This window comes from Ciceribacter lividus, assembly GCF_003337715.1.
Taxonomy (GTDB): Bacteria; Pseudomonadota; Alphaproteobacteria; order Rhizobiales; family Rhizobiaceae; genus Allorhizobium; species Allorhizobium lividum.
Map to the genome: position 1 here is coordinate 151,432 of NZ_QPIX01000010.1, position 16,816 is coordinate 168,247.

A 16,816-nucleotide genomic window follows, 5' to 3' on the forward strand; every position below is an offset into this window, starting at 1 on the left:
GCCTCCCCGGTGCATCGCGCGGCCGGATGGTCTATCAACGACGGCAGTCGAAACAGGATCGAGATCTGCCATGTCGAACCCCGTCACCGTCGAAGTCACCCGCGGCAACCGTGTCGAAAGCCGCCATCGCGGCATCGCCGTCGTGGTCGACGGCCAGGGAGACGTAATCACGGCTGCAGGCGACATCGAGGCGCCGACCTTCCCGCGCTCGGCCTGCAAGGCCATGCAGGCGCTGCCGCTGGTCGAGAGCGGCGCGGCCGACGCCTACGGCTTCGGCAACCGCGAACTGGCGCTCGCCTGCTCCTCCCATTCCGGCGAGGACGCCCATGTCGAGACGGCCGCCGCCATGCTCGCGCGGGCCGGGCGCAGCGTCGAGACGCTCGAATGCGGCGGCCACTGGTCCTTCGACCAGGCGACCCTCATCCATCAGGCCCGCACGCTGGACAAGCCCACGGCACTTCACAACAACTGCTCCGGCAAGCACTCCGGCTTCGTCTGCGCCTGCTGCCACATGGGCTTCGATCCGAAGGGCTATGTCGGCTACGACCATCCGCTGCAGGCGGAAATCCGCGCCGTCATGGCGGACCTGACCGGCGCGCCGCTCGGCCGCGACAATTGCGGCACTGACGGCTGCTCGATCCCGACCTATGCCGTCCCGCTCGTCTCGCTCGCCCGCGGGTTTTCGAAAATGGCGACGGGCAGGGGGCTCGGTGCCCACCGCGCCGCCGCCTCCCGCCGACTGATCGAGGCCTGCATGGCCGAACCCTTCTTCGTCGCCGGCACGAAGCGCTTCTGCACGAAGCTGATGGAGGTCGCGCCGGGTAAGATTTTCGCCAAGACCGGGGCCGAGGGCGTCTTCTGCGCGCTGATCCCGGAAACCGGCGTCTCGATTGCCGTCAAGTGCGAGGACGGCACGAGCCGCGCCGCCGAGGCCATGGTCACGGCGCTCCTTGCCCGCCAGTTCGAAAAGGACAGCACGGAGGCGACGGCTCTGTTGGGCATGGCCAACCACGCCATGCACAACTGGAACGGCATTGCCGTCGGCGACGTGCGGGTGACGGACGCGCTGTTTTCGTGAGGCTTGATCACCTCGCTCCGTCATCCCGGCCCTGAGCCGGGATCCAGCCGGCGAGCGTCCGCGAGCCGAAGAGACTCTTCTCCTACGCGTCGCGTCCAAAGGGTCTCCCGCGCGATGGACATCGCGCGACTGGATGCCGGGTCAAGCCCGGCATGACGGTAAAGTGTTCGCATCACGGGAAAATGCAACTCAAGCTTGAGTTTGCCGATTCCGGGTGCCCATAATGCGGCGATGAAGGGGTATGTTTATATTCTCGCCTCGCAACGTAACGGGACGCTCTATACCGGCGTGACCAGCGACCTGGCGCGCCGCCTCTACGAACACCAGCATGAGCTTATCCCTGGCTTTACCGGTCGCTACGGTGTCAAGACACTGGTCTGGTTCGAGGAACATGACCTCGTGACCGATGCAATTGTGCGCGAGAAGACGATCAAGAAATGGCCGCGCAAATGGAAGCTCGACCTGATCGAGAGCCTCAATCCCGACTGGCAGGACATCAGCCATTATCTCCATGGTCTCTGAAGAGCCGGAGCGGAAGTGATCTCGGGGGCACGTTCTTCTCAGTCACTTCGGCAGCACCTCACCCCGTCACTCGGCGCCTGCCTCCTTCTCCGTCATCCCGGCCTTGAGCCGGGATCCAGCCGGCGAGCGTCCGCGAGCCGAAAAGACGCGTCTCCTACGCGTCGCGTCCAAAGGGTCTCCCGCGCGATGGACATCGCGCCGCTGGATGCCGGATCAAGTCCGGCATGACGGTAAAGTGTTTGCATCACGGGAGAGACTCTTCCCTTGCCGATAGAATCGTCCGGGCAATGGTCATCGCCCCGTCGAGCGCCGCCGTCCCATCCCCCTCACACGGCAAAGATCGCGAGGTCGTCGGTGAAGGCCTTGAATTCCAGCGCATTGCCGGAGGGGTCGAAGACGAACATGGTGCGCTGCTCGCCCGCCTGTCCCTCGAAGCGGAGCTTGGGTTTCAGCCCCCAGCGGGTCTCGGGATCGGCCTCCAACCGGCGCGCCAGCCCGAGGAAATCGTCGGTGCCGAGGATCACCCCGAAATGCGGGATCGGCACCACGTCGCCGTCGACCGAACCGGTCGCCGTGTCCTTCGGCATTTCGGAGCGCAGATGCGCCGACATCTGGTGCCCGAAGAGATCGAAGTCGATCCACTTGCCGGGGCTTTCGCGGCCGATCCGGCAGCCGAGCACGGTGCCGTAGAAATGCCGCGTCGCCTCGAGGTCGGTGACGGGAAAAGCCAGATGAAACGGGCGCATGGATCCTCCTCCGAAGTCTGTTCCGCCCGCAAGCCTAGCGTCTTCCCGCCACCATGCAAGCGGGGCAGGGGCGTGGCCGTCAGGGCGTCGGCTCGGAAAGACGCATTTCCCACATCGCCTTGAAGGCGGCACGCGACTGGCAGCGCGCAAGCCAGGCCTTGAGCTTCGGATGTGCGTCGAAGAGCGGCGTGTGCGCCTGCGCGTAGCGGACGATCTCGGCGAGGTTGATGTCGGCGACGGTAAAGCGGCCGCCGACCAGATAGTCGTTGTCGGCAAAATGCCGTTCGAGCACGGCGAAGGGCCGTTTGAGGAGCCGTGCCACGGCCTCCACCTCGTCCTTGCTGCTTTCGAGCCGGCCCTCGGCGGCGGCCGTCGAAATCTTCAGCGCATTGGTCTCGATCTCGGTGGCCCCGAAGAAGGACCACTGCGTCATCAGCGCGTCTTCGCCGAGATCGGCGGGCGCCAGCGGCCCGCCGTGCTTCTTGGCGAGGTAGAGATTGATCGCCATGCTTTCGAAGAGCACCAGCCCGTCATCCTCGATCGCCGGGATGACGCCCATCGGGCAGAGTTCGAGAAAGGCGGGCGTGCGGGTGTTGATCTGCGCGTCTTCGGCAAGCGGGTCGTCGAGCTTGCGGGCCTGGAGAACGGGCACGTGCTCGAAGGCGAGGCCGAGTTCGCCGGCGAGCCAGAGCGGGCGCGTCGCCCTCGATTTGTAGACGCCGTAGATCTTGAGCATAGGGGGGAATCTCCTGTGGGGATGGGCGGCAAGGCCGTCGGACTGACTCGCGACACTAGCGGGAAAGCGGCAGCGCTTGAAGCCGGCCACCGTGCCTGACATTGACAGGCGAGGCCCGAACGGCGTATTTCATCGGCCAGGGTCCGCAGTTCACCCAGGCGTCACCGCTCCTTGACGAGTGCTAAACCTGCTCGATAGACAATCACGACGGACACTTTTCCCGTGCCGTGTCGGAAAGACGGTGACCTCCGGCATAATCAGTTTCTGACGGCACGATATCGAGGAAAAGACGATGTCGCGAATATCGCTCCCCTATCAGGCGCCGGATGTTTCGGCGCTCGCCCGCCTGCTGAAGCGGGAAATCCACGCCCGCGAAGACAAGCCGGGCCATGTCGAATTGCTGAACATCCTTGCGAAGGCCGCCGGCTACCGCAATTTCCAGCATCTGAAGGCCTCTGACGCCGCCCGTGACCGCCTCGCGGCGCCGCAACCGGAGCCGGAAGCGGTCGATTTTCGCCGCGTCGAGGATGCCGCCCGCTGCTTCGGTGCGGACGGCGTGCTGACGCGCTGGCCGGCGCGCACGGTGATCCAGCAGCTCTGCCTCTGGCGGCTCTGGGCGCGCTTCCCCGCCGACCGCGACCTCTCCGAGCGCGAGGTCAACGAGATCCTGAAGACGGCGCATGCCTTCGGCGATCATGTGCTGCTGCGCCGGGAGATGTTCAACCAGAAGCTCCTCGACCGCACGGCCGACTGCCGCGTCTACCGCCGCATCGAGCAACGCCCGCCGCCGGAGGCGCTTGCGCTGATCCGCGGCGTCCGCGCGCCCGCCACGACAAGGGCGCCGGCTGCGGGCTGACGGAAGGCGAGGGCACCTGCCGTCCTCTGTCAGAGTGCGCGGTTGCCCTCGATCACCAGAGGGGCGGGGGCGTCGTCGCCGGCGACGAGGTCGCCGGTCGCCCGGTCCTTCCAGCGGTAGCCGACGATTGCGCCGTCCTTCGCGCCGGAGATCAGGTTGCCGGAAAGCATCGCCGTGCCGACCCCCTCGACCACCGAGACGGCGATGCCGACCGGCGCGTTGCGGATGATGTTGCCGCTCGCCACCACGTCGCGCAGATAGGGGCCCCAGCCGATCATCAACCCGGCGCGCGGGGCGTTCTCGATCACGTTGCCGGAGATCGCCGTATCCGCCTCGGCCGAGATGCCGGTGCCGAAGCCCGCCTCGTCGTTCGGATAGGGACCGTTGAGCGACAGATTGCGGATGACGTTGCCGCTGACGCTCGCCAGCCGCCCGCCCTCGTTGAAGTTGACGACCACAATGCCGTTCGCCGCGCCGTCGACGAGGTTGGACGAGATGATCGCCCCCTCGAAGGCGAACTCGGCGAAGATCGCCGTCTCGCCCGAGCGCAGGCACTGGTTGCCGGTGATCTGCATGTCCGAGGAGGAGTTGGCGCGGATCGCCGAGAAGGCGCAGTCGGAGACGTGGTTGTCGGAAACGATCACATTGTCGGCGCGGAAGAGATTGATGCCGTTGCCGTTCTGCCCGGTGCCGCCGTCATTGGCGGCGATCCGCGCGATGCGGTTGCCGGAGATCACGCTCTCGTCGGCGCCCTTCGTCCAGCGGTGCACGAGGATGCCGCCGTTGCCGCAGTCGGAGATGTGGTTGCCGCTGACGGAGAGCGCCTTGCCCTCGTGCGAGATCACCGCGGCGAGTGCCGCCCCGGTGACGCGGTTGTCCTCGAAGCGTCCGCCGCAGCGCTCCAGCGAGACGGCGTGCTTGCGGCTGCCGGCGATCTCGCAATTGACAATCCGGAGGTCCGCGACGTTGCGGAAGGAAAGAAGCGCCTCGGTATGGTCGCCGAGCCAGCGGTTGGCGCCGTCGAGCACGATGTCGGCGATGTCGATGCGCGCCGCGTCGGCGGCGGCAATCAGGTGGCCGTCGCCGCTGTAGGAGAGCCGGGTGGCGCCGGGTACGCCGGAAAGCCGGGTGCCGTTCGGCAGGCTGAGGTTGGAAACGCTGTAATTGCCGGGCGGCAGGAAGACCTCCAGCCCCTTGTCCGCCGCCTCGTCGAGGAGCACCTGCATGCGCCGGCTCAAGTTGTCGGAGGCGCCGGGCAGGATGCCGGCCTTGGCCGCATCGATCGAACCGCGCAGCTCGGTGCCCGCCACGCCGGAGGCGGCGACCGCCGGCCGGCTGCCGATCGCGGCGGCAAGCGCTCCGCCCATGAGCCCGGTGATCACCTCGCGTCTCGTCGCCATCGCGCCCCGCCCGTCTCTCGTCTTTTCCCGCCCCATGCGGCGGCGCGATCATGCGCGAACTTGCCGCAGGGCGACAAGGGCGATTTGCGCGGTCGCGTGTTCTCCGCGCCGGCATCGTTTGTTCTAGATCAATGCGCCTCATCCTTGCAGTAATAGTCTCGGAGGCGTGATATTTGACGGAGGTCATAAATGTTTCGTCTTTCTGCGGTCCTCTATATTCTTGTCGCGACGGTGCTGGCGGGTGCCGCGGTGACGGCTGTTCTTTCGCTCGGCATGATGCAGCGCTGGCAGATCGCCGGTGCCTTTGCGGTCGGCTGCGTGCTGGCACTGCCGGTTGCGGCGGTTCTCGGCAAGAAGATCTACACGGCGCTGAAGCCGCCGTTGGCCTGATCCCTCTGGGGGAAGCAAGGCGCGCCTGCCAACGCCGGGCGGCGGCGAGGCGTTGGTTGACCCTTGGGTGCGCCACTGCTGGCTCCGGCTGGCCGCGACACAATGTCGGCGGCCGGCCGGAGTTTTTTTGTCGTTCCTGCAAAGTATAGGCAAGTACAGGAAGCTGTTCCCGTCCTCTCACTTCCCGCTCTCTCTCGGCCGTTCGCGACGACAGCTTCGCGCCAGCCGCGTCTGGCAGGGTGTCGCAAGTTTGAGCGGCATGAAGCGGTGGACGATGGTGGCAAAGGCTATTTCTTCGAAGGTCGGGACCTTGCGGCGCGTGGGTGGCCTTGTCGCCGGCGCGGCGATGCTGTCGGCGCTGGGCGGCTGCCTCTTCGTTACCGACACCAGTCGCATGAACATCGAAGTCTTCCAGGACGAGGTGGCGCCGGTCTGGAACGAGCCGGCCCGCGTGCCCCCGGCCGAAAGGCAGCCGGTGCCGCATCAGAAGCTCTATAGCACCCAGTTCCACCAGACCTACGGGCTTCCCGTCACCAATCCGGTGCACCGCACGATGTACGGGATCATGCGCGACGAGGGGCATACGCTGCCGCCGATCCCCCTCGACCGCGTCGACCGGCGCTACCTGCGCGAGGAGGTCGATTATCCGACCTCGGAGACGCCGGGCACCATCGTCGTCGATACCAGGGCGCACTTCCTCTATTTCGTCGAGCCGGGCGGCAAGGCGATCCGCTACGGCGTCGGGCTCGGCCGCGCCGGCTTCTCCTGGTCGGGGCGCGGCGTCATCGCGCTGAAGCAGAAATGGCCGCGCTGGACCCCGAGCGGCGAAATGGTGTCGCGCCAGCCGGACCTGCGTCCCTTCTCCGCCGCCGAGGGCGGACTGGAGGCCGGCCTCAACAATCCCCTCGGCGCGCGTGCGCTCTACATCTACCAGGACGGCAAGGACACGCTCTACCGCGTCCACGGCACGCCGGACTGGCAGTCCGTCGGCAAGGCGACCTCGTCCGGCTGCGTGCGCATGTTCAACCAGGACATTATCGATCTCTACGATCGCGTCGGCGCAAAAGCCCCGATCGTCGTCCTCTGACGACACGGCGAAATCTCTTCGCCATCGCGCAAAAGTGAACGCTTCCTGCGGCATCAATGTGTATGTCTTTTAGCGACTCGTCATGTCACAACATGGTGCGTAAGGGGAACGTTTAGGGTTTCACAGCTTTAATCCTTCCCCGAACCCGAAACTGCACAGGAAGCCCGATTCCCCCATGACACTTCCCGGTTCTCTCTCTCGGCGCGCCTTTCTCTCCCTTTCCGGCGTCGGTGCCGCAAGCCTGCTTGCCGGCTGCGCCTCTTCCGGCACCTACAACAGGCCTTACGCCCCGGCGCCCGCCTATGGCGGGCCGATGACCATCGCCCGTCCGCCCGCCCGCGGTTCGGCCGAGGTTGCTGCGATGTACAGCGAGGTGGTCGACGGCGGCTTCGTCATCCCGGCCGTGCCCTACGAGCGGATCGATCCGCGCTATTATCGCCAGCGGGTCATCGACCCGACCGGCCAGCCGCCGGGCACCATTGTCGTCGATACGCCCTCGCGCTTCCTCTATCTGGTCGAATCGGGCGGAACCGCGATGCGCTACGGCGTCGGCATCGGCCGCGAGGGCTTTGCCTGGCAGGGCACGGGCGTCATCCAGTGGCGCCAGAGATGGCCGAAATGGACGCCACCGGGGGAAATGATCGCCCGCCAGCCGGAACTCGCGAAATACTCGGCCGACAACGGCGGCATGCCGCCCGGCCTCAAGAACCCGCTCGGCGCCCGCGCGCTCTACATCTTCCAGAACGGCGAGGACACGCTCTACCGCCTGCACGGCTCGCCCGAATGGCAGTCGATCGGCAAGGCGGTGTCCTCCGGCTGCGTGCGCCTGATGAACCAGGACATCATCGACCTCTACGACCGCGTACCGAACAAGGCCCGCATCGTCGTCTGGCAGTGACGGAAATGCTCTAACGAAAACGGCGGTCCATGGGACCGTCGGTTTCGTTGCGGCCAGCCGTCACATCCGTCGCATGATCCGCGCCGCGATCGACGGTGCGATCCGTGCAAGGATGCGTAGCGCCTTCGCCTTGCCGACGAAGACCTCCCGCCGCCGGCCATCGAGCGCCGCGACGATCGCCTCCGCCGCCACCTGCGGCGCGATCTTGCCCTTGCCCCGGCCGGCCGTCATTGCCGTGTCCACGAGCGGCAGGATGACATCGACCACCCGGATCTGCAGGCCCGCCTGCGCCGCCATCGCCTCTGCGAACATCCTGAGCCCCGCCTTGGTCGCCGAATAGACGGCGGAGGTCGACTTCGGGAACAATGCCAGCCCGGAATTGACGTCGATCACGGTCAGCGGCCGGCGGCTATTCCGCGCGACGAGATGGGTGAGCAGGATCGGTGCCGTCAGGTTGGTGGTGATCTCCGCGCGGACCGCATCGGGTCCATAGGTGTCGGCATCGAAGCGGACGTTCTCCTGGATCGCGGCATTGTTGATCAGCCCGTCGATGTCGTATCCGGAGAATTCCTCTGAAAGTCGCGTGATCGCGTCAGGATCGGAGAGGTCGATCGGAACCGGCACGATGAGACTGTCGTTGGCCGCGAGCGCCTCCAGCCGGCTCTCGGACCGTGCCAGAGCCAGCACGCGATGCCGGCGCGCCGCCAGCTGCAGGGTGATCTCGCGGCCGATTCCGGCACTCGCCCCCGTGACGATATAGGTTCCCATGCTATCTTCCCCGTGTGAATGAGATGTCCACCCGCAGGATGCGGCAGGAGCGGTGCCATGGCATTAACCCGGGTTAAGCCCGAAGACTGTGTGAGCCTCACCCTTTTCGAGCGCATCGCCGGCGCGTCCCTGCCGGAGCGCGACCGGGTGCTGGCGAGCATCGACCGCATCGACGTCGGAGCAGGTGAGGCGGTCTTTCGGCAGGACGATCCGCATCCCCTCGTCTACGTGGTCCGGCAGGGCCTGCTGAAATTCACCTATCTGCGGGCTGACGGTGAGGAATGGATCAAGTCGTTCGTCGCCGAAGGCCAGTTCTTCGGCAGCCTGTCGGCGCTGGTCGCCGGACGGGCGAGCTTCACCGTCACCGCAATCGAGGCGTCCAGCCTCGAGCGGTTGCCCTTTTTTCTGCTGGAAGACTTGGCCGACCGGGACCTCGCCTGGTCGCGCATGCTGCGTAACGCGCTCATTATCCTCGCCGAACGCAAGGAGCGGCGCGAGCGTGAGTTCCTCACCCTGACGGCGGAGGAGCGCTACCGTCTGCTGGTGCGCGAGCAGGTCGCTCTCCTGGGGCGGATCCCGCAGAAGGACCTTGCCGCCTATCTCGGCATTACGCCCGTCGGCCTGTCGCGCATCGCCCGCCGGGTGCGTGAGGAGCAGGAGAGCCGGGCCGCGCTTAACCCGGGTTAATGCGGCTTCGGCCGAAGCGGATGAGAAGGTTTCCGTCATTCGAGACGGAGCTGCCCGATGAACCGCCCCTTGCACCCTTCCGATCACCTGCTGTTCTTCAAGTCCTGGCTGGCGAAGCCCTTCGAGACTGCCGCCATCGCGCCGTCGAGCCGCCGTCTGGCGGAGGCCATGACGGCGCAAATCGAGCCCCGATCCCGGGTGCTTGAACTCGGCCCCGGCACCGGAGTCTTCACCCGGGCACTCGTGGAAAGGGGTGTAGCCGAGAGGGATCTGGTGCTGGTGGAGCGCAATCCGGTTTTCGCCCGGCTGCTGGCGGATCGGTTCCCCGACGCGCTGATCCTGACCCGTGACGCGGCCGCGCTGCCGGCGGAAGCGGGAGCCTGCGATGCGGCGGTGAGCGGCCTGCCGCTTCTCTCGATGCCGGTACCGCAGGTAACCCGTATCCTGAAGGGGGCCTTCCGCACTCTGAAGCCGGATGGGCCTCTCTGGCAGTTCACCTATGGGCCGCGCTGCCCGGTCCCGCAACCGCTCCTCCGCCGCCTGGGGCTCAGGGCCTGCCACACCCGCTTCGTGCTATTGAACCTGCCGCCGGCCAGCGTCTATCGCATCGAACGCGTGGGGTAATACCAGGTCTCGACGATGAAGCTCGTCGACACGGTCGAGGAACAATCGCTGCTCGAAAGCCTGCTCGAAGAAACCAAGCCGGCGCTGCCGCCGGAATGCGCCGGCCTCGATTATCTCCTCGCGACCGCATTCTCGAAGGCCTGCGGGGTTTTCCCTATCGCGGGAGGTGCATCTATTTTCGCACCTACCCCGATCGCGTGATGATCCTCCGCGTGATGCACGGGGCGCAAGACGTCAAGGCGCAGGATTTCGACGGCTGAGGGGAGATGTCCGAAATCAGGCAGCAAATGCCGCCGAGCGATACCGGCGCGGCGTTGGAAGCGTTGTACCCCCTTTCCAGTCCTTCTTTCTACTTTCCTGAGTTCCCAAAAGCTGCCACTGCCTTTGGTTGCGCATGTACCGCTCGATTTTGCTGATATAGTCGGCTGGCTTGGGGGGCGGGTCCGAACCAAGATTGACCGGGGCAAAGTCCGCAGCAGTTGCTCGTCAGCTTGCTACCCCGCAGCAACACGTCCCTGCCGTTTGGCACTTAGCTCTGTTCTTGGACGGAAACGATGTCATCATCGGTCAACGTGCGAATGCTGGCGTCGTATCCCGCAACTCCGGCCGCGGTGAAGAACAGCTCGTTGACATTAGCATAGTGCTCGAGGATCGCATCAAGCGTATCATCCGCGGGGTAAGAGCCGCCTAGTGGTCGTACGTATCGATACAAGCCATCGTCCAAATCCACGGCGGTCAGGTGCCCCCTACGTTCCGAAAAAAGATCGCCGAAGGTGCGCCTGTGGGTCAGCTCGTTGCGTTGATCAGTTGCCTGCCAGAGCCACCCGGCCTGCTCGAATTTTGAGGAATTATTTCGACGCGGTGCGATGCAGCCCCTTGACGAAAGCAGCTCCAGTAAGGGCTCCCCCGTCACATCGGCTGCGCCTATCACTTTGAGCAATTTGGTCAGAGAATCTACATTGTGTGGGTCGTGCCCAAGGCGAAATGCTATCAACGCCGCCAGATAGTCCCGAGCCGATCCGAGATGCAGAAAGAAGGCATGTATATGCGCGAACAGCACCTGGTCGCGCATGCTTGCCGAGCTTGTGCCGTCGGTTTGGCCGTGCGCCAGCAGATTGGTGAGTTCCTCGTGGTAAAACTCGAAGATCCCGCGGACACTGGTATCTACATTGCGCAGACTGAGGGCGATTGACTGCGCAAGCCGCTCAGGCTCCGTGCGGGCGTCAAGGATTTCGGCCAGCTGTTCCAGGGTGGGATTGCTCAGTGCGGCCAGTTGGGGCTTGCCGCGCACTTGGCCAATATTGGATGACATGCTGTGCCAGAGATCCGCCGGTCCACGGAAAAAATTAGTCTGTCCGGGTATCCGCGGCGACCAAAACGACGTGTAGGCGCCGTCGATCCAGTTCATTCTTTCGAAGGCCACAAACTGTAGCCCCCGTTCGAGCAGAAATTGCTGCATGGCTGACTTTGAATAGAATCCGTTCACACAGGGACGCCCGCCAGTGAGTACCGGCAGGATACGCCACCGGTGCTCGTCGGCTTGGGTGGCCTGAACACCACCGGACCAGTTGGCCGAAAAGCCTGAAGCATTCGCTACCCGCTGGACGGGCTGCATTTCATCGAGCCGAAGCGACACTTTTTTGATCATCGGAGTCTCACGAATTGCTGGCAGCCTATTTGTTGGCACTCTGTTGTCGCCACTTGCTCGAACGCCTCCTTAAGTTAATTGCCATCCAGTCCGAGCGGCAGCTACAGGGGCCGATTGCCTATACCGACGCAAGAGATTGTTGAATTCTTACAGGCAATATCGGCGCGGCTAAGGTCGGGGCGAGCCACAACAAAGCGGCAGCAATCTATTATCTATCACCGAAAGCCGCCCGTCCCCCTCCTTGCCCCAAAGCCGCCGTTCACAGCATCCGCTCCATAGCTCCGGAGACAATACCCGCCGCGACCTCGGCCCTCTATTCCTCCGGCGCAAGCTGACGGCGCAGCGCATGCAGCCGCTCGCGCATGCTGTCGATCTCCTCGATGCTGCAGCCGGTCGCGATGCCGATCGACTGCATGACGTTCGCCGCTCTCTGCTGCAGGGCGGCGCCGGTCTCGGTCAGCGAGATGATGACCTGCCGCTCGTCGCCGGAGGAGCGCTCGCGCGCCACGTAGCCCGCCTGCTGCAGGCGTTTCAGCAGCGGTGACAGCGTGCCGGAATCGAGGCCGAGGCGCTCGCCGATCGCCTTGACGGGCTGGCCGTCCTCTTCCCAGAGCACCATCATCACGAGATATTGCGGATAGGTGAGTCCGAGCGGCTCGAGTAGCGGTTTGTAGGCACGGTTGAACGCATGTGCGGCGCCGTAGATGGCGAAGCACAGCTGGTTGTCGAGACGCGGTCCTTTTACGGCCTTCTTGTTCGGCATGATTCTTCCGATCCGTCGATCGGTCCCAGTGTTCCCCGGCGCATTCTCTCAATTCTGCGTCGCGGTCGCAACGTGCAAAAATCAATTGCACACAATTCAATTGCTCGGTATGTAAATGCGCATAGACCCAACGACAAGGAGCAAGGACATGAGCATTCTCTATACCGCCCAGGCTTCCGCAACCGGCGGCCGCGCAGGCCGCGCGGTTTCCGACAACGGCGTTCTCGACGTGAAGCTGACGGTGCCGAAGGAGCTCGGCGGCGACGGCGCCACCGGCACCAATCCGGAACAGATGTTCGCCGCCGGCTATTCCGCCTGCTTCCTCGGCGCGCTGAAGGCCGTCGCCGGCAAGGAGAAGATGAAGCTTTCGGAAGACACGACTGTGACGGCGCGCGTCGGCATCGGCCCGCGCGACGACGGCACCGGTTTCGGCATCGAAGTGGCGATCTCCGTCAATATTCCGGGCGTCGAACGCGCGGTCGCCGAACGCCTGGTGGCCGCCGCCCACATCGTCTGCCCCTACAGCCACGCCATGCGGACCTCGACCGAGGTTCCGGTCAGCGTCGAATAAGGCGTCGGCGGCAACTGGTCGATCAAGGGCAGGGCGGCCCGTGCGGGCCGTCCGATGCCTGACGTGATGGTTTTGAAAAGGGTGTTTCCCGCCGGAAATGCCCTTTCTCCTTGTCTCGGGAAAGAAATTGATTATATTTCTTCCAAGGAAAGGAATGTGGCCATGCTGGAAGCTCTGGAAAAGCCATCCGCACCCGCCTCCGAGGCCACGGTCGTCACCAAGGCCGTGGTCAATGCTGCCGATCGCCTCGGCCTCAGCGCCCGCTCGCTCGCCGCCGTGCTCGGCCTCTCCGAGGCGAGCGTCTCGCGCATGAAGCGGCTCGACTTTCGGCTGGAGCGCGGCAGCAAGCCCTTCGAACTCGCGCTCCTCTTCATCCGCGTCTTCCGTTCGCTCGATGCGATCGCCGGCGGCGACGAGGCCGTGGCGCGCAACTGGCTGCGCAACGAGAATACCGCGCTCGGCGGTGTACCGGCGCAGAAGATCCTCACCGTTTCCGGGCTCGTCGATGTCCTTGCCTATCTGGACGCCCGCCGCGCTCTCGTCTGAGTTCCGCACCGTCTCGGGCGCGTGGTGGCGGCTCGTCGAGGCGCAGCACCAGGTCTCGACGATGAAGCTCGTCGACACGGTCGAGGAGCAATCGTTGCTCGAAAGCCTGCTCGAAGAAACCAAGCCGGCGCTGCCGCCGGAATGCGCCGGCCTCGACTATCTCCTCGCGACACCGTTCCGCTATGGCGCGGTCTACCCGAAGGGTTCGCGCTTTCGCAGGGCCGGCCGCACGCCGGGCGTCTTCTACGCCGCCGAAAGCGTCACGACGGCCCTTGCCGAAATGGCCTTCTACCGGCTGCTCTTCTTCGCCGAATCGCCCGACACGCCGCTGCCCGCCAACGCCGCGGAATACACCGCCTTTTCCGCGCCCGTCGCGACCACGCGCGCGCTCGACCTCACCGCGCCGCCGCTCTCGCGCGACGCTGCTGCCTGGAGCGATCCGGTCTCCTACGAGGCCTGCCAGGCGCTGGCCGATGCCGCGCGCGCGGCGGACGGGCAGGCGATCCTCTACCGTTCGGTGCGCGATCCGAAGGGCGGCATGAACATCGCGCTTTTGAGCGCGCTCGCCTTCGCCGCCCGCGAACCCGTCGAGCGCCAGACATGGCACATCCGTCTCGGACGGGCGGGCGTGCAGGCGCTCTGCGCGTTTCCGCCGCGGCGGCTCGGCTTCTCCGTCGCCGATTTCGCAGCCGATCCCCGGCTGAAGGAAAGCTTCGGGTGAAGGTCTTGCGTCCTTCTCTCCGCAAGCGGGGAGAGGGGACACGTCACCGCGCCACCTCGATCAGCCCCTGGCGCAGGATCTGCGGATCGGTGCTGAGGCCTGCCTCCAGTTCCTCATGCTCGTGCCGCCAGATCGGCACCGCCTCGGCGAGCACGGCCATGCCCGCCTCCGTCAGTTTCAGCCGCTTGCCACGACGATCCTTCTCGTCGGCCACGACCGCGACCCAGCCGCGCTGGGTGAGCGGCTTCAGCGCCGCCGTCAGCGTCGTGCGGTCCATGGCAAGCAGCGCGGCGACCGGCCCCATCGGCGGCGGATCCGGGCGGTTGAGCGCCATCATCAGCGAGAACTGGCCATTGGTGAGCCCGAGCGGCTTGAAGGCGGCATCGAAGCGGCGCGCAAGCGCACGCGCGGCGCGCTGGGCGTGGAGGCAGAGGCATGTGTCGCGGACATGGAGAGTGGTCGAAAAAGGAATCGTCGGCTGATTTGACATGCGATAAATATGTTGATATCAACGTAAATGTCAAGCAAAACCGCGCCTGTCCGGAGGAGGAGAAGATCATGGACCATCCTGTCGTATCCCGCGAAGAATGGCTGGAGGCCCGCCGCGCCCTGCTCCTGAAGGAGAAGGAGGCGACGCATCTGCGTGACCGGCTGAACGCCGAGCGCATGGCGCTGCCCTGGGTGAAGGTCGACAAGGATTACGTCTTCGACACGCCGTCGGGACCGAGGACGCTCGCCGCGCTCTTCGACGGACGCAGCCAACTGATGATCTACCACTTCATGCTCGGCCCGGACTGGCAGGCCGGCTGCCCCGGCTGCTCCTTCCTCTGCGATCACCTGGATGGCACGCTGCCGCATCTCAATCATCACGACGTGACGCTGGTCGCCGTCTCCCGTGCGCCGCTCGAAAAGATCGAGGCCTACAAGCGCCGCATGGGCTGGCATTTCCCCTGGGTTTCGTCCTTCGGCACCGATTTCAACCGCGACTATCACGTGTCCTTCGATCCGGAGGAACTCGCCTCCGGCAAGGTCTTCTATAATTTCACCGCAATGCCGGCGGAGAATGCCGGCACCGAGCTTCCGGGCCTCAGCGCCTTCTACCGCGATGCCGGCGGCAGCGTCTTCCATACCTATTCGAGCTATGCGCGGGGACCGGAAGAACTGATCGGTACGCTGATGATCCTCGACCGGGCGCCGAAGGGGCGCAACGAGAGGACGACGATGGATTTCGTCCGTCGCCACGACGAATACGACGGCAAGCCGCGCGCCGCCGCGTCCTGAGCCGTCCACATCTGCAGGCATCTTTTCTGAAACCCCATCGAGGAGGATGAGGTCATGATGGAATTCGCCGTACCGCAGCAGGAACACCACTTTCTTCAAAGGCTCCTCGGCGACTGGGTCGTCACTTCGGCCACCGGCAACGAGGATTGCGGGCCCGACAGCCCCGACGACCGCTGGACCGAGACGGTCCGCTCGCTCGACGGCCTCTGGTATGTCGCCGAGGGCCGCGGCAAGATGCCGGGCGGTCGTCCGGGCTCGGTCCTGATGACGCTCGGCTACGATCCTCAGGCCGGCCACTATGTCGGCAGCTGGGTCGGCTCGATGATGACCAAGCTCTGGGTCTACAAGGGCTGGATCGAACCCGATGGCAAGACGCTGACGCTCGAGGCGGAAGGGCCGGATTTCGCGGATCCGTCGAAGACCGCGATCTACCACGACGCCATCACCTTCCTCGACGACAATCATCGCCGCTTCGCGGGCAGCGTCCGCCAGCCCGATGGCAGTTTCCATACCTTCATGACGAGCGAAATGCAGAGACAGTCCTGAGCAACCCGAAGAAGGAAGAGACAATGCAAGGCAAATTCGTCTGGTACGAGCTGATGACCAATGACGTTCCGGCCGCCGCCGCGTTCTACAAGAATGTGGTGGGCTGGGAAGCGAAGGACTTCGAGAGCGCGACGCCGCAGGGAAACCCCTACACCGTCTTCAACATACCGGGCCGTGAAATGGGTTCGGCCGGGCTCATGGCGATCACGCCGGACATGGCGAAGGATGGCGTGAGGCCGGCGTGGTGCGGCTATGTCGCCGTCGACGATGTCGACGCCAAGGCGAAGGAATTTGCCGAAAACGGTGGCAAGATCCTCCTGCCGGGGACCGACATACCCGGCATCGGCCGTTTTGCGGTCGTCGCCGATCCGCATGGCGCTTTCCTCAACGTCTTCAAGCCGAACATGCCGGAAGGACCGATGCCGGAGGAACCGCCGCCGATGGCGCCCGGAACCGTCGGCTGGCACGAGCTCATGGCCGGCGACGGCAAGCAGGCCTTCGACTTCTACGCCCGCATGTTCGGCTGGACCAAGGGTGAGGGCTACGACATGGGTGCGATGGGCATCTACCAGCTCTTCGCCCATGACGGCAGGGATATCGGCGGCATCATGACGAAAACGCCGGACATGCCGGGCGCCTTCTGGGGCTACTACTTCGTCGTCCCGGAACTCGACGCCGCGATGAACCGGGTGACCGGCGGCGGCGGAACGATCTGTTCCGGGCCGATGGAAGTTCCCGGCGGCGCCTGGGTGACCCAGTGCCTCGATCCGCAGGGCGCCTTCTTCGCGCTCGTCGCGGGCAAACGCTGACGGCACCGCATCCGCCCGATCTCCCCCCTTGAGGGGGAGATGTCGGCGCAGCCGACAGAGGGGGGGATCGTCAGGCGTTTTGTCGGGGGATACCCCCCTCTGCCCTGCCGGCGTTCGTCGCTGCAATCGATTCACCGGA

At 65.1% G+C, this 16,816-nt stretch carries 21 protein-coding genes and 1 pseudogene; 15 read left to right on the plus strand and 7 right to left on the minus strand.

The genetic code is table 11. From position 1 onward, the window contains the following. Positions 1 to 70: 70 nt before the first annotated feature. Both DFR48_RS17550 and DFR48_RS17555 read left to right on the plus strand, forming a co-directional pair. Positions 71 to 1,078: an asparaginase gene (locus tag DFR48_RS17550; RefSeq protein ID WP_114364507.1), complete on the plus strand. Its 1,008-nt coding sequence runs from the start codon at positions 71 to 73 to the stop codon at positions 1,076 to 1,078. Positions 1,079 to 1,309: 231 nt separating this feature from the next. Then, complete coding sequence (locus DFR48_RS17555; protein WP_114364567.1) at positions 1,310 to 1,600, plus strand: GIY-YIG nuclease family protein; 291 nt, start codon at positions 1,310 to 1,312, stop codon at positions 1,598 to 1,600. 326 nt (positions 1,601 to 1,926) lie between these two features. Here the strand turns inward: DFR48_RS17555 and DFR48_RS17560 are convergent, their stop codons facing one another. Continuing rightward, positions 1,927 to 2,346, minus strand: coding sequence for a VOC family protein (locus DFR48_RS17560; protein WP_114364508.1), 420 nt, complete (start codon positions 2,344 to 2,346; stop codon positions 1,927 to 1,929). Between the two features lie 79 nt (positions 2,347 to 2,425). Continuing rightward, positions 2,426 to 3,082 (minus strand): glutathione S-transferase family protein, encoded by a 657-nt coding sequence (locus DFR48_RS17565; RefSeq protein WP_114364509.1) that lies wholly within the window; start codon positions 3,080 to 3,082, stop codon positions 2,426 to 2,428. Positions 3,083 to 3,374: 292 nt separating this feature from the next. Here DFR48_RS17565 and DFR48_RS17570 point away from each other — a divergent pair, with 292 nt between their 5' ends. Continuing rightward, complete coding sequence (locus DFR48_RS17570; protein ID WP_114364510.1) at positions 3,375 to 3,938, plus strand: DUF2087 domain-containing protein; 564 nt, start codon at positions 3,375 to 3,377, stop codon at positions 3,936 to 3,938. Between the two features lie 29 nt (positions 3,939 to 3,967). On the opposite strand, the gene DFR48_RS17575 is transcribed toward DFR48_RS17570, so the two are convergent. Then, positions 3,968 to 5,338, minus strand: coding sequence for a TIGR03808 family TAT-translocated repetitive protein (locus DFR48_RS17575; protein WP_114364511.1), 1,371 nt, complete (start codon positions 5,336 to 5,338; stop codon positions 3,968 to 3,970). A gap of 189 nt (positions 5,339 to 5,527) precedes the next feature. Between DFR48_RS17575 and DFR48_RS17580 the strand changes: the two genes are divergently transcribed. The 3 genes from DFR48_RS17580 to DFR48_RS17590 all read left to right on the plus strand — a co-directional run bounded on the left by DFR48_RS17580 (position 5,528) and on the right by DFR48_RS17590 (position 7,713). Further along, positions 5,528 to 5,728 (plus strand): hypothetical protein, encoded by a 201-nt coding sequence (locus tag DFR48_RS17580; protein WP_114364512.1) that lies wholly within the window; start codon positions 5,528 to 5,530, stop codon positions 5,726 to 5,728. 346 nt (positions 5,729 to 6,074) lie between these two features. Then, positions 6,075 to 6,815: a L,D-transpeptidase gene (locus DFR48_RS17585; protein ID WP_425359267.1), complete on the plus strand. Its 741-nt coding sequence runs from the start codon at positions 6,075 to 6,077 to the stop codon at positions 6,813 to 6,815. 175 nt (positions 6,816 to 6,990) lie between these two features. Then, positions 6,991 to 7,713, plus strand: a complete 723-nt coding sequence (locus DFR48_RS17590) for a L,D-transpeptidase (protein ID WP_114364513.1) — start codon at positions 6,991 to 6,993, stop codon at positions 7,711 to 7,713. 60 nt (positions 7,714 to 7,773) lie between these two features. Here DFR48_RS17590 and DFR48_RS17595 read toward each other — a convergent pair whose 3' ends face one another. After that, entirely contained in the window at positions 7,774 to 8,481 is a 708-nt protein-coding gene (locus DFR48_RS17595) for an SDR family NAD(P)-dependent oxidoreductase (protein ID WP_114364514.1), read from the minus strand. Between the two features lie 57 nt (positions 8,482 to 8,538). Here DFR48_RS17595 and DFR48_RS17600 point away from each other — a divergent pair, with 57 nt between their 5' ends. From DFR48_RS17600 to DFR48_RS22400, 3 genes and pseudogenes are all read left to right on the plus strand, one after another. Beyond that, a complete protein-coding gene (locus DFR48_RS17600; protein WP_170141918.1) occupies positions 8,539 to 9,168 on the plus strand; it encodes a Crp/Fnr family transcriptional regulator in 630 nt (209 codons plus the stop codon). 57 nt (positions 9,169 to 9,225) lie between these two features. Beyond that, positions 9,226 to 9,792, plus strand: a complete 567-nt coding sequence (locus DFR48_RS17605) for a class I SAM-dependent methyltransferase (RefSeq protein WP_114364516.1) — start codon at positions 9,226 to 9,228, stop codon at positions 9,790 to 9,792. Between the two features lie 15 nt (positions 9,793 to 9,807). Continuing rightward, positions 9,808 to 9,924, plus strand: a pseudogene (locus tag DFR48_RS22400) (RES domain-containing protein); the annotation flags it as partial. 397 nt (positions 9,925 to 10,321) lie between these two features. Here the strand turns inward: DFR48_RS22400 and DFR48_RS17620 are convergent. Together DFR48_RS17620 and DFR48_RS17625 are read right to left on the minus strand one after the other, a co-directional pair. Then, a complete protein-coding gene (locus tag DFR48_RS17620; RefSeq protein ID WP_114364518.1) occupies positions 10,322 to 11,440 on the minus strand; it encodes a hypothetical protein in 1,119 nt (372 codons plus the stop codon). Between the two features lie 313 nt (positions 11,441 to 11,753). Then, positions 11,754 to 12,203, minus strand: a complete 450-nt coding sequence (locus tag DFR48_RS17625) for a MarR family winged helix-turn-helix transcriptional regulator (RefSeq protein ID WP_114364519.1) — start codon at positions 12,201 to 12,203, stop codon at positions 11,754 to 11,756. Between the two features lie 148 nt (positions 12,204 to 12,351). On the opposite strand from DFR48_RS17625, the gene DFR48_RS17630 reads away from it, so the two are divergent. The 3 genes from DFR48_RS17630 to DFR48_RS17640 all read left to right on the plus strand — a co-directional run bounded on the left by DFR48_RS17630 (position 12,352) and on the right by DFR48_RS17640 (position 14,041). Further along, complete coding sequence (locus tag DFR48_RS17630; protein WP_114364520.1) at positions 12,352 to 12,774, plus strand: organic hydroperoxide resistance protein; 423 nt, start codon at positions 12,352 to 12,354, stop codon at positions 12,772 to 12,774. Positions 12,775 to 12,936: 162 nt separating this feature from the next. Beyond that, complete coding sequence (locus tag DFR48_RS17635) at positions 12,937 to 13,320, plus strand: MbcA/ParS/Xre antitoxin family protein (RefSeq protein ID WP_114364521.1); 384 nt, start codon at positions 12,937 to 12,939, stop codon at positions 13,318 to 13,320. Beyond that, positions 13,280 to 14,041, plus strand: coding sequence for an RES family NAD+ phosphorylase (locus tag DFR48_RS17640; protein ID WP_114364522.1), 762 nt, complete (start codon positions 13,280 to 13,282; stop codon positions 14,039 to 14,041). Before DFR48_RS17635 ends, DFR48_RS17640 begins: the two co-directional genes overlap by 41 nt. 43 nt (positions 14,042 to 14,084) lie before the next feature. Here the strand turns inward: DFR48_RS17640 and DFR48_RS17645 are convergent, their stop codons facing one another. Then, positions 14,085 to 14,531, minus strand: a complete 447-nt coding sequence (locus DFR48_RS17645) for a MarR family winged helix-turn-helix transcriptional regulator (protein WP_114364523.1) — start codon at positions 14,529 to 14,531, stop codon at positions 14,085 to 14,087. A 68-nt stretch (positions 14,532 to 14,599) separates the two neighbouring features. On the opposite strand from DFR48_RS17645, the gene DFR48_RS17650 reads away from it, so the two are divergent. The 3 genes from DFR48_RS17650 to DFR48_RS17660 are packed head-to-tail and all read left to right on the plus strand — an operon-like array spanning position 14,600 to position 16,677. Next, positions 14,600 to 15,322 carry a DUF899 domain-containing protein gene (locus DFR48_RS17650; RefSeq protein WP_114364524.1) on the plus strand — a complete coding sequence of 241 codons (723 nt, stop codon included), beginning with the start codon at positions 14,600 to 14,602 and terminating at the stop codon, positions 15,320 to 15,322. A 57-nt stretch (positions 15,323 to 15,379) separates the two neighbouring features. Further along, entirely contained in the window at positions 15,380 to 15,868 is a 489-nt protein-coding gene (locus tag DFR48_RS17655; protein ID WP_114364569.1) for a DUF1579 domain-containing protein, read from the plus strand. A gap of 23 nt (positions 15,869 to 15,891) precedes the next feature. Continuing rightward, positions 15,892 to 16,677 carry a VOC family protein gene (locus DFR48_RS17660; protein ID WP_114364525.1) on the plus strand — a complete coding sequence of 262 codons (786 nt, stop codon included), beginning with the start codon at positions 15,892 to 15,894 and terminating at the stop codon, positions 16,675 to 16,677. The last annotated feature ends 139 nt before the right edge of the window (positions 16,678 to 16,816 follow it).

Coding starts and splice junctions, on each gene's coding strand:
- DFR48_RS17570 (WP_114364510.1), top strand. CDS start 3,375: ATGTCGCGAATATCGCTCCCCTATCAGGCGCCGGATGTTTCGGCGCTC.
- DFR48_RS17655 (WP_114364569.1), top strand. CDS start 15,380: ATGGAATTCGCCGTACCGCAGCAGGAACACCACTTTCTTCAAAGGCTC.
- DFR48_RS17660 (WP_114364525.1), top strand. CDS start 15,892: ATGCAAGGCAAATTCGTCTGGTACGAGCTGATGACCAATGACGTTCCG.
- DFR48_RS17555 (WP_114364567.1), top strand. CDS start 1,310: ATGAAGGGGTATGTTTATATTCTCGCCTCGCAACGTAACGGGACGCTC.
- DFR48_RS17630 (WP_114364520.1), top strand. CDS start 12,352: ATGAGCATTCTCTATACCGCCCAGGCTTCCGCAACCGGCGGCCGCGCA.
- DFR48_RS17595 (WP_114364514.1), bottom strand. CDS start 8,481: ATGGGAACCTATATCGTCACGGGGGCGAGTGCCGGAATCGGCCGCGAG.
- DFR48_RS17565 (WP_114364509.1), bottom strand. CDS start 3,082: ATGCTCAAGATCTACGGCGTCTACAAATCGAGGGCGACGCGCCCGCTC.
- DFR48_RS17600 (WP_170141918.1), top strand. CDS start 8,539: ATGGCATTAACCCGGGTTAAGCCCGAAGACTGTGTGAGCCTCACCCTT.
- DFR48_RS17635 (WP_114364521.1), top strand. CDS start 12,937: ATGCTGGAAGCTCTGGAAAAGCCATCCGCACCCGCCTCCGAGGCCACG.
- DFR48_RS17620 (WP_114364518.1), bottom strand. CDS start 11,440: ATGATCAAAAAAGTGTCGCTTCGGCTCGATGAAATGCAGCCCGTCCAG.
- DFR48_RS17560 (WP_114364508.1), bottom strand. CDS start 2,346: ATGCGCCCGTTTCATCTGGCTTTTCCCGTCACCGACCTCGAGGCGACG.
- DFR48_RS17580 (WP_114364512.1), top strand. CDS start 5,528: ATGTTTCGTCTTTCTGCGGTCCTCTATATTCTTGTCGCGACGGTGCTG.
- DFR48_RS17590 (WP_114364513.1), top strand. CDS start 6,991: ATGACACTTCCCGGTTCTCTCTCTCGGCGCGCCTTTCTCTCCCTTTCC.
- DFR48_RS17605 (WP_114364516.1), top strand. CDS start 9,226: ATGAACCGCCCCTTGCACCCTTCCGATCACCTGCTGTTCTTCAAGTCC.
- DFR48_RS17650 (WP_114364524.1), top strand. CDS start 14,600: ATGGACCATCCTGTCGTATCCCGCGAAGAATGGCTGGAGGCCCGCCGC.
- DFR48_RS17575 (WP_114364511.1), bottom strand. CDS start 5,338: ATGGCGACGAGACGCGAGGTGATCACCGGGCTCATGGGCGGAGCGCTT.
- DFR48_RS17625 (WP_114364519.1), bottom strand. CDS start 12,203: ATGCCGAACAAGAAGGCCGTAAAAGGACCGCGTCTCGACAACCAGCTG.
- DFR48_RS17645 (WP_114364523.1), bottom strand. CDS start 14,531: ATGTCAAATCAGCCGACGATTCCTTTTTCGACCACTCTCCATGTCCGC.
- DFR48_RS17585 (WP_425359267.1), top strand. CDS start 6,075: ATGCTGTCGGCGCTGGGCGGCTGCCTCTTCGTTACCGACACCAGTCGC.
- DFR48_RS17550 (WP_114364507.1), top strand. CDS start 71: ATGTCGAACCCCGTCACCGTCGAAGTCACCCGCGGCAACCGTGTCGAA.
- DFR48_RS17640 (WP_114364522.1), top strand. CDS start 13,280: ATGTCCTTGCCTATCTGGACGCCCGCCGCGCTCTCGTCTGAGTTCCGC.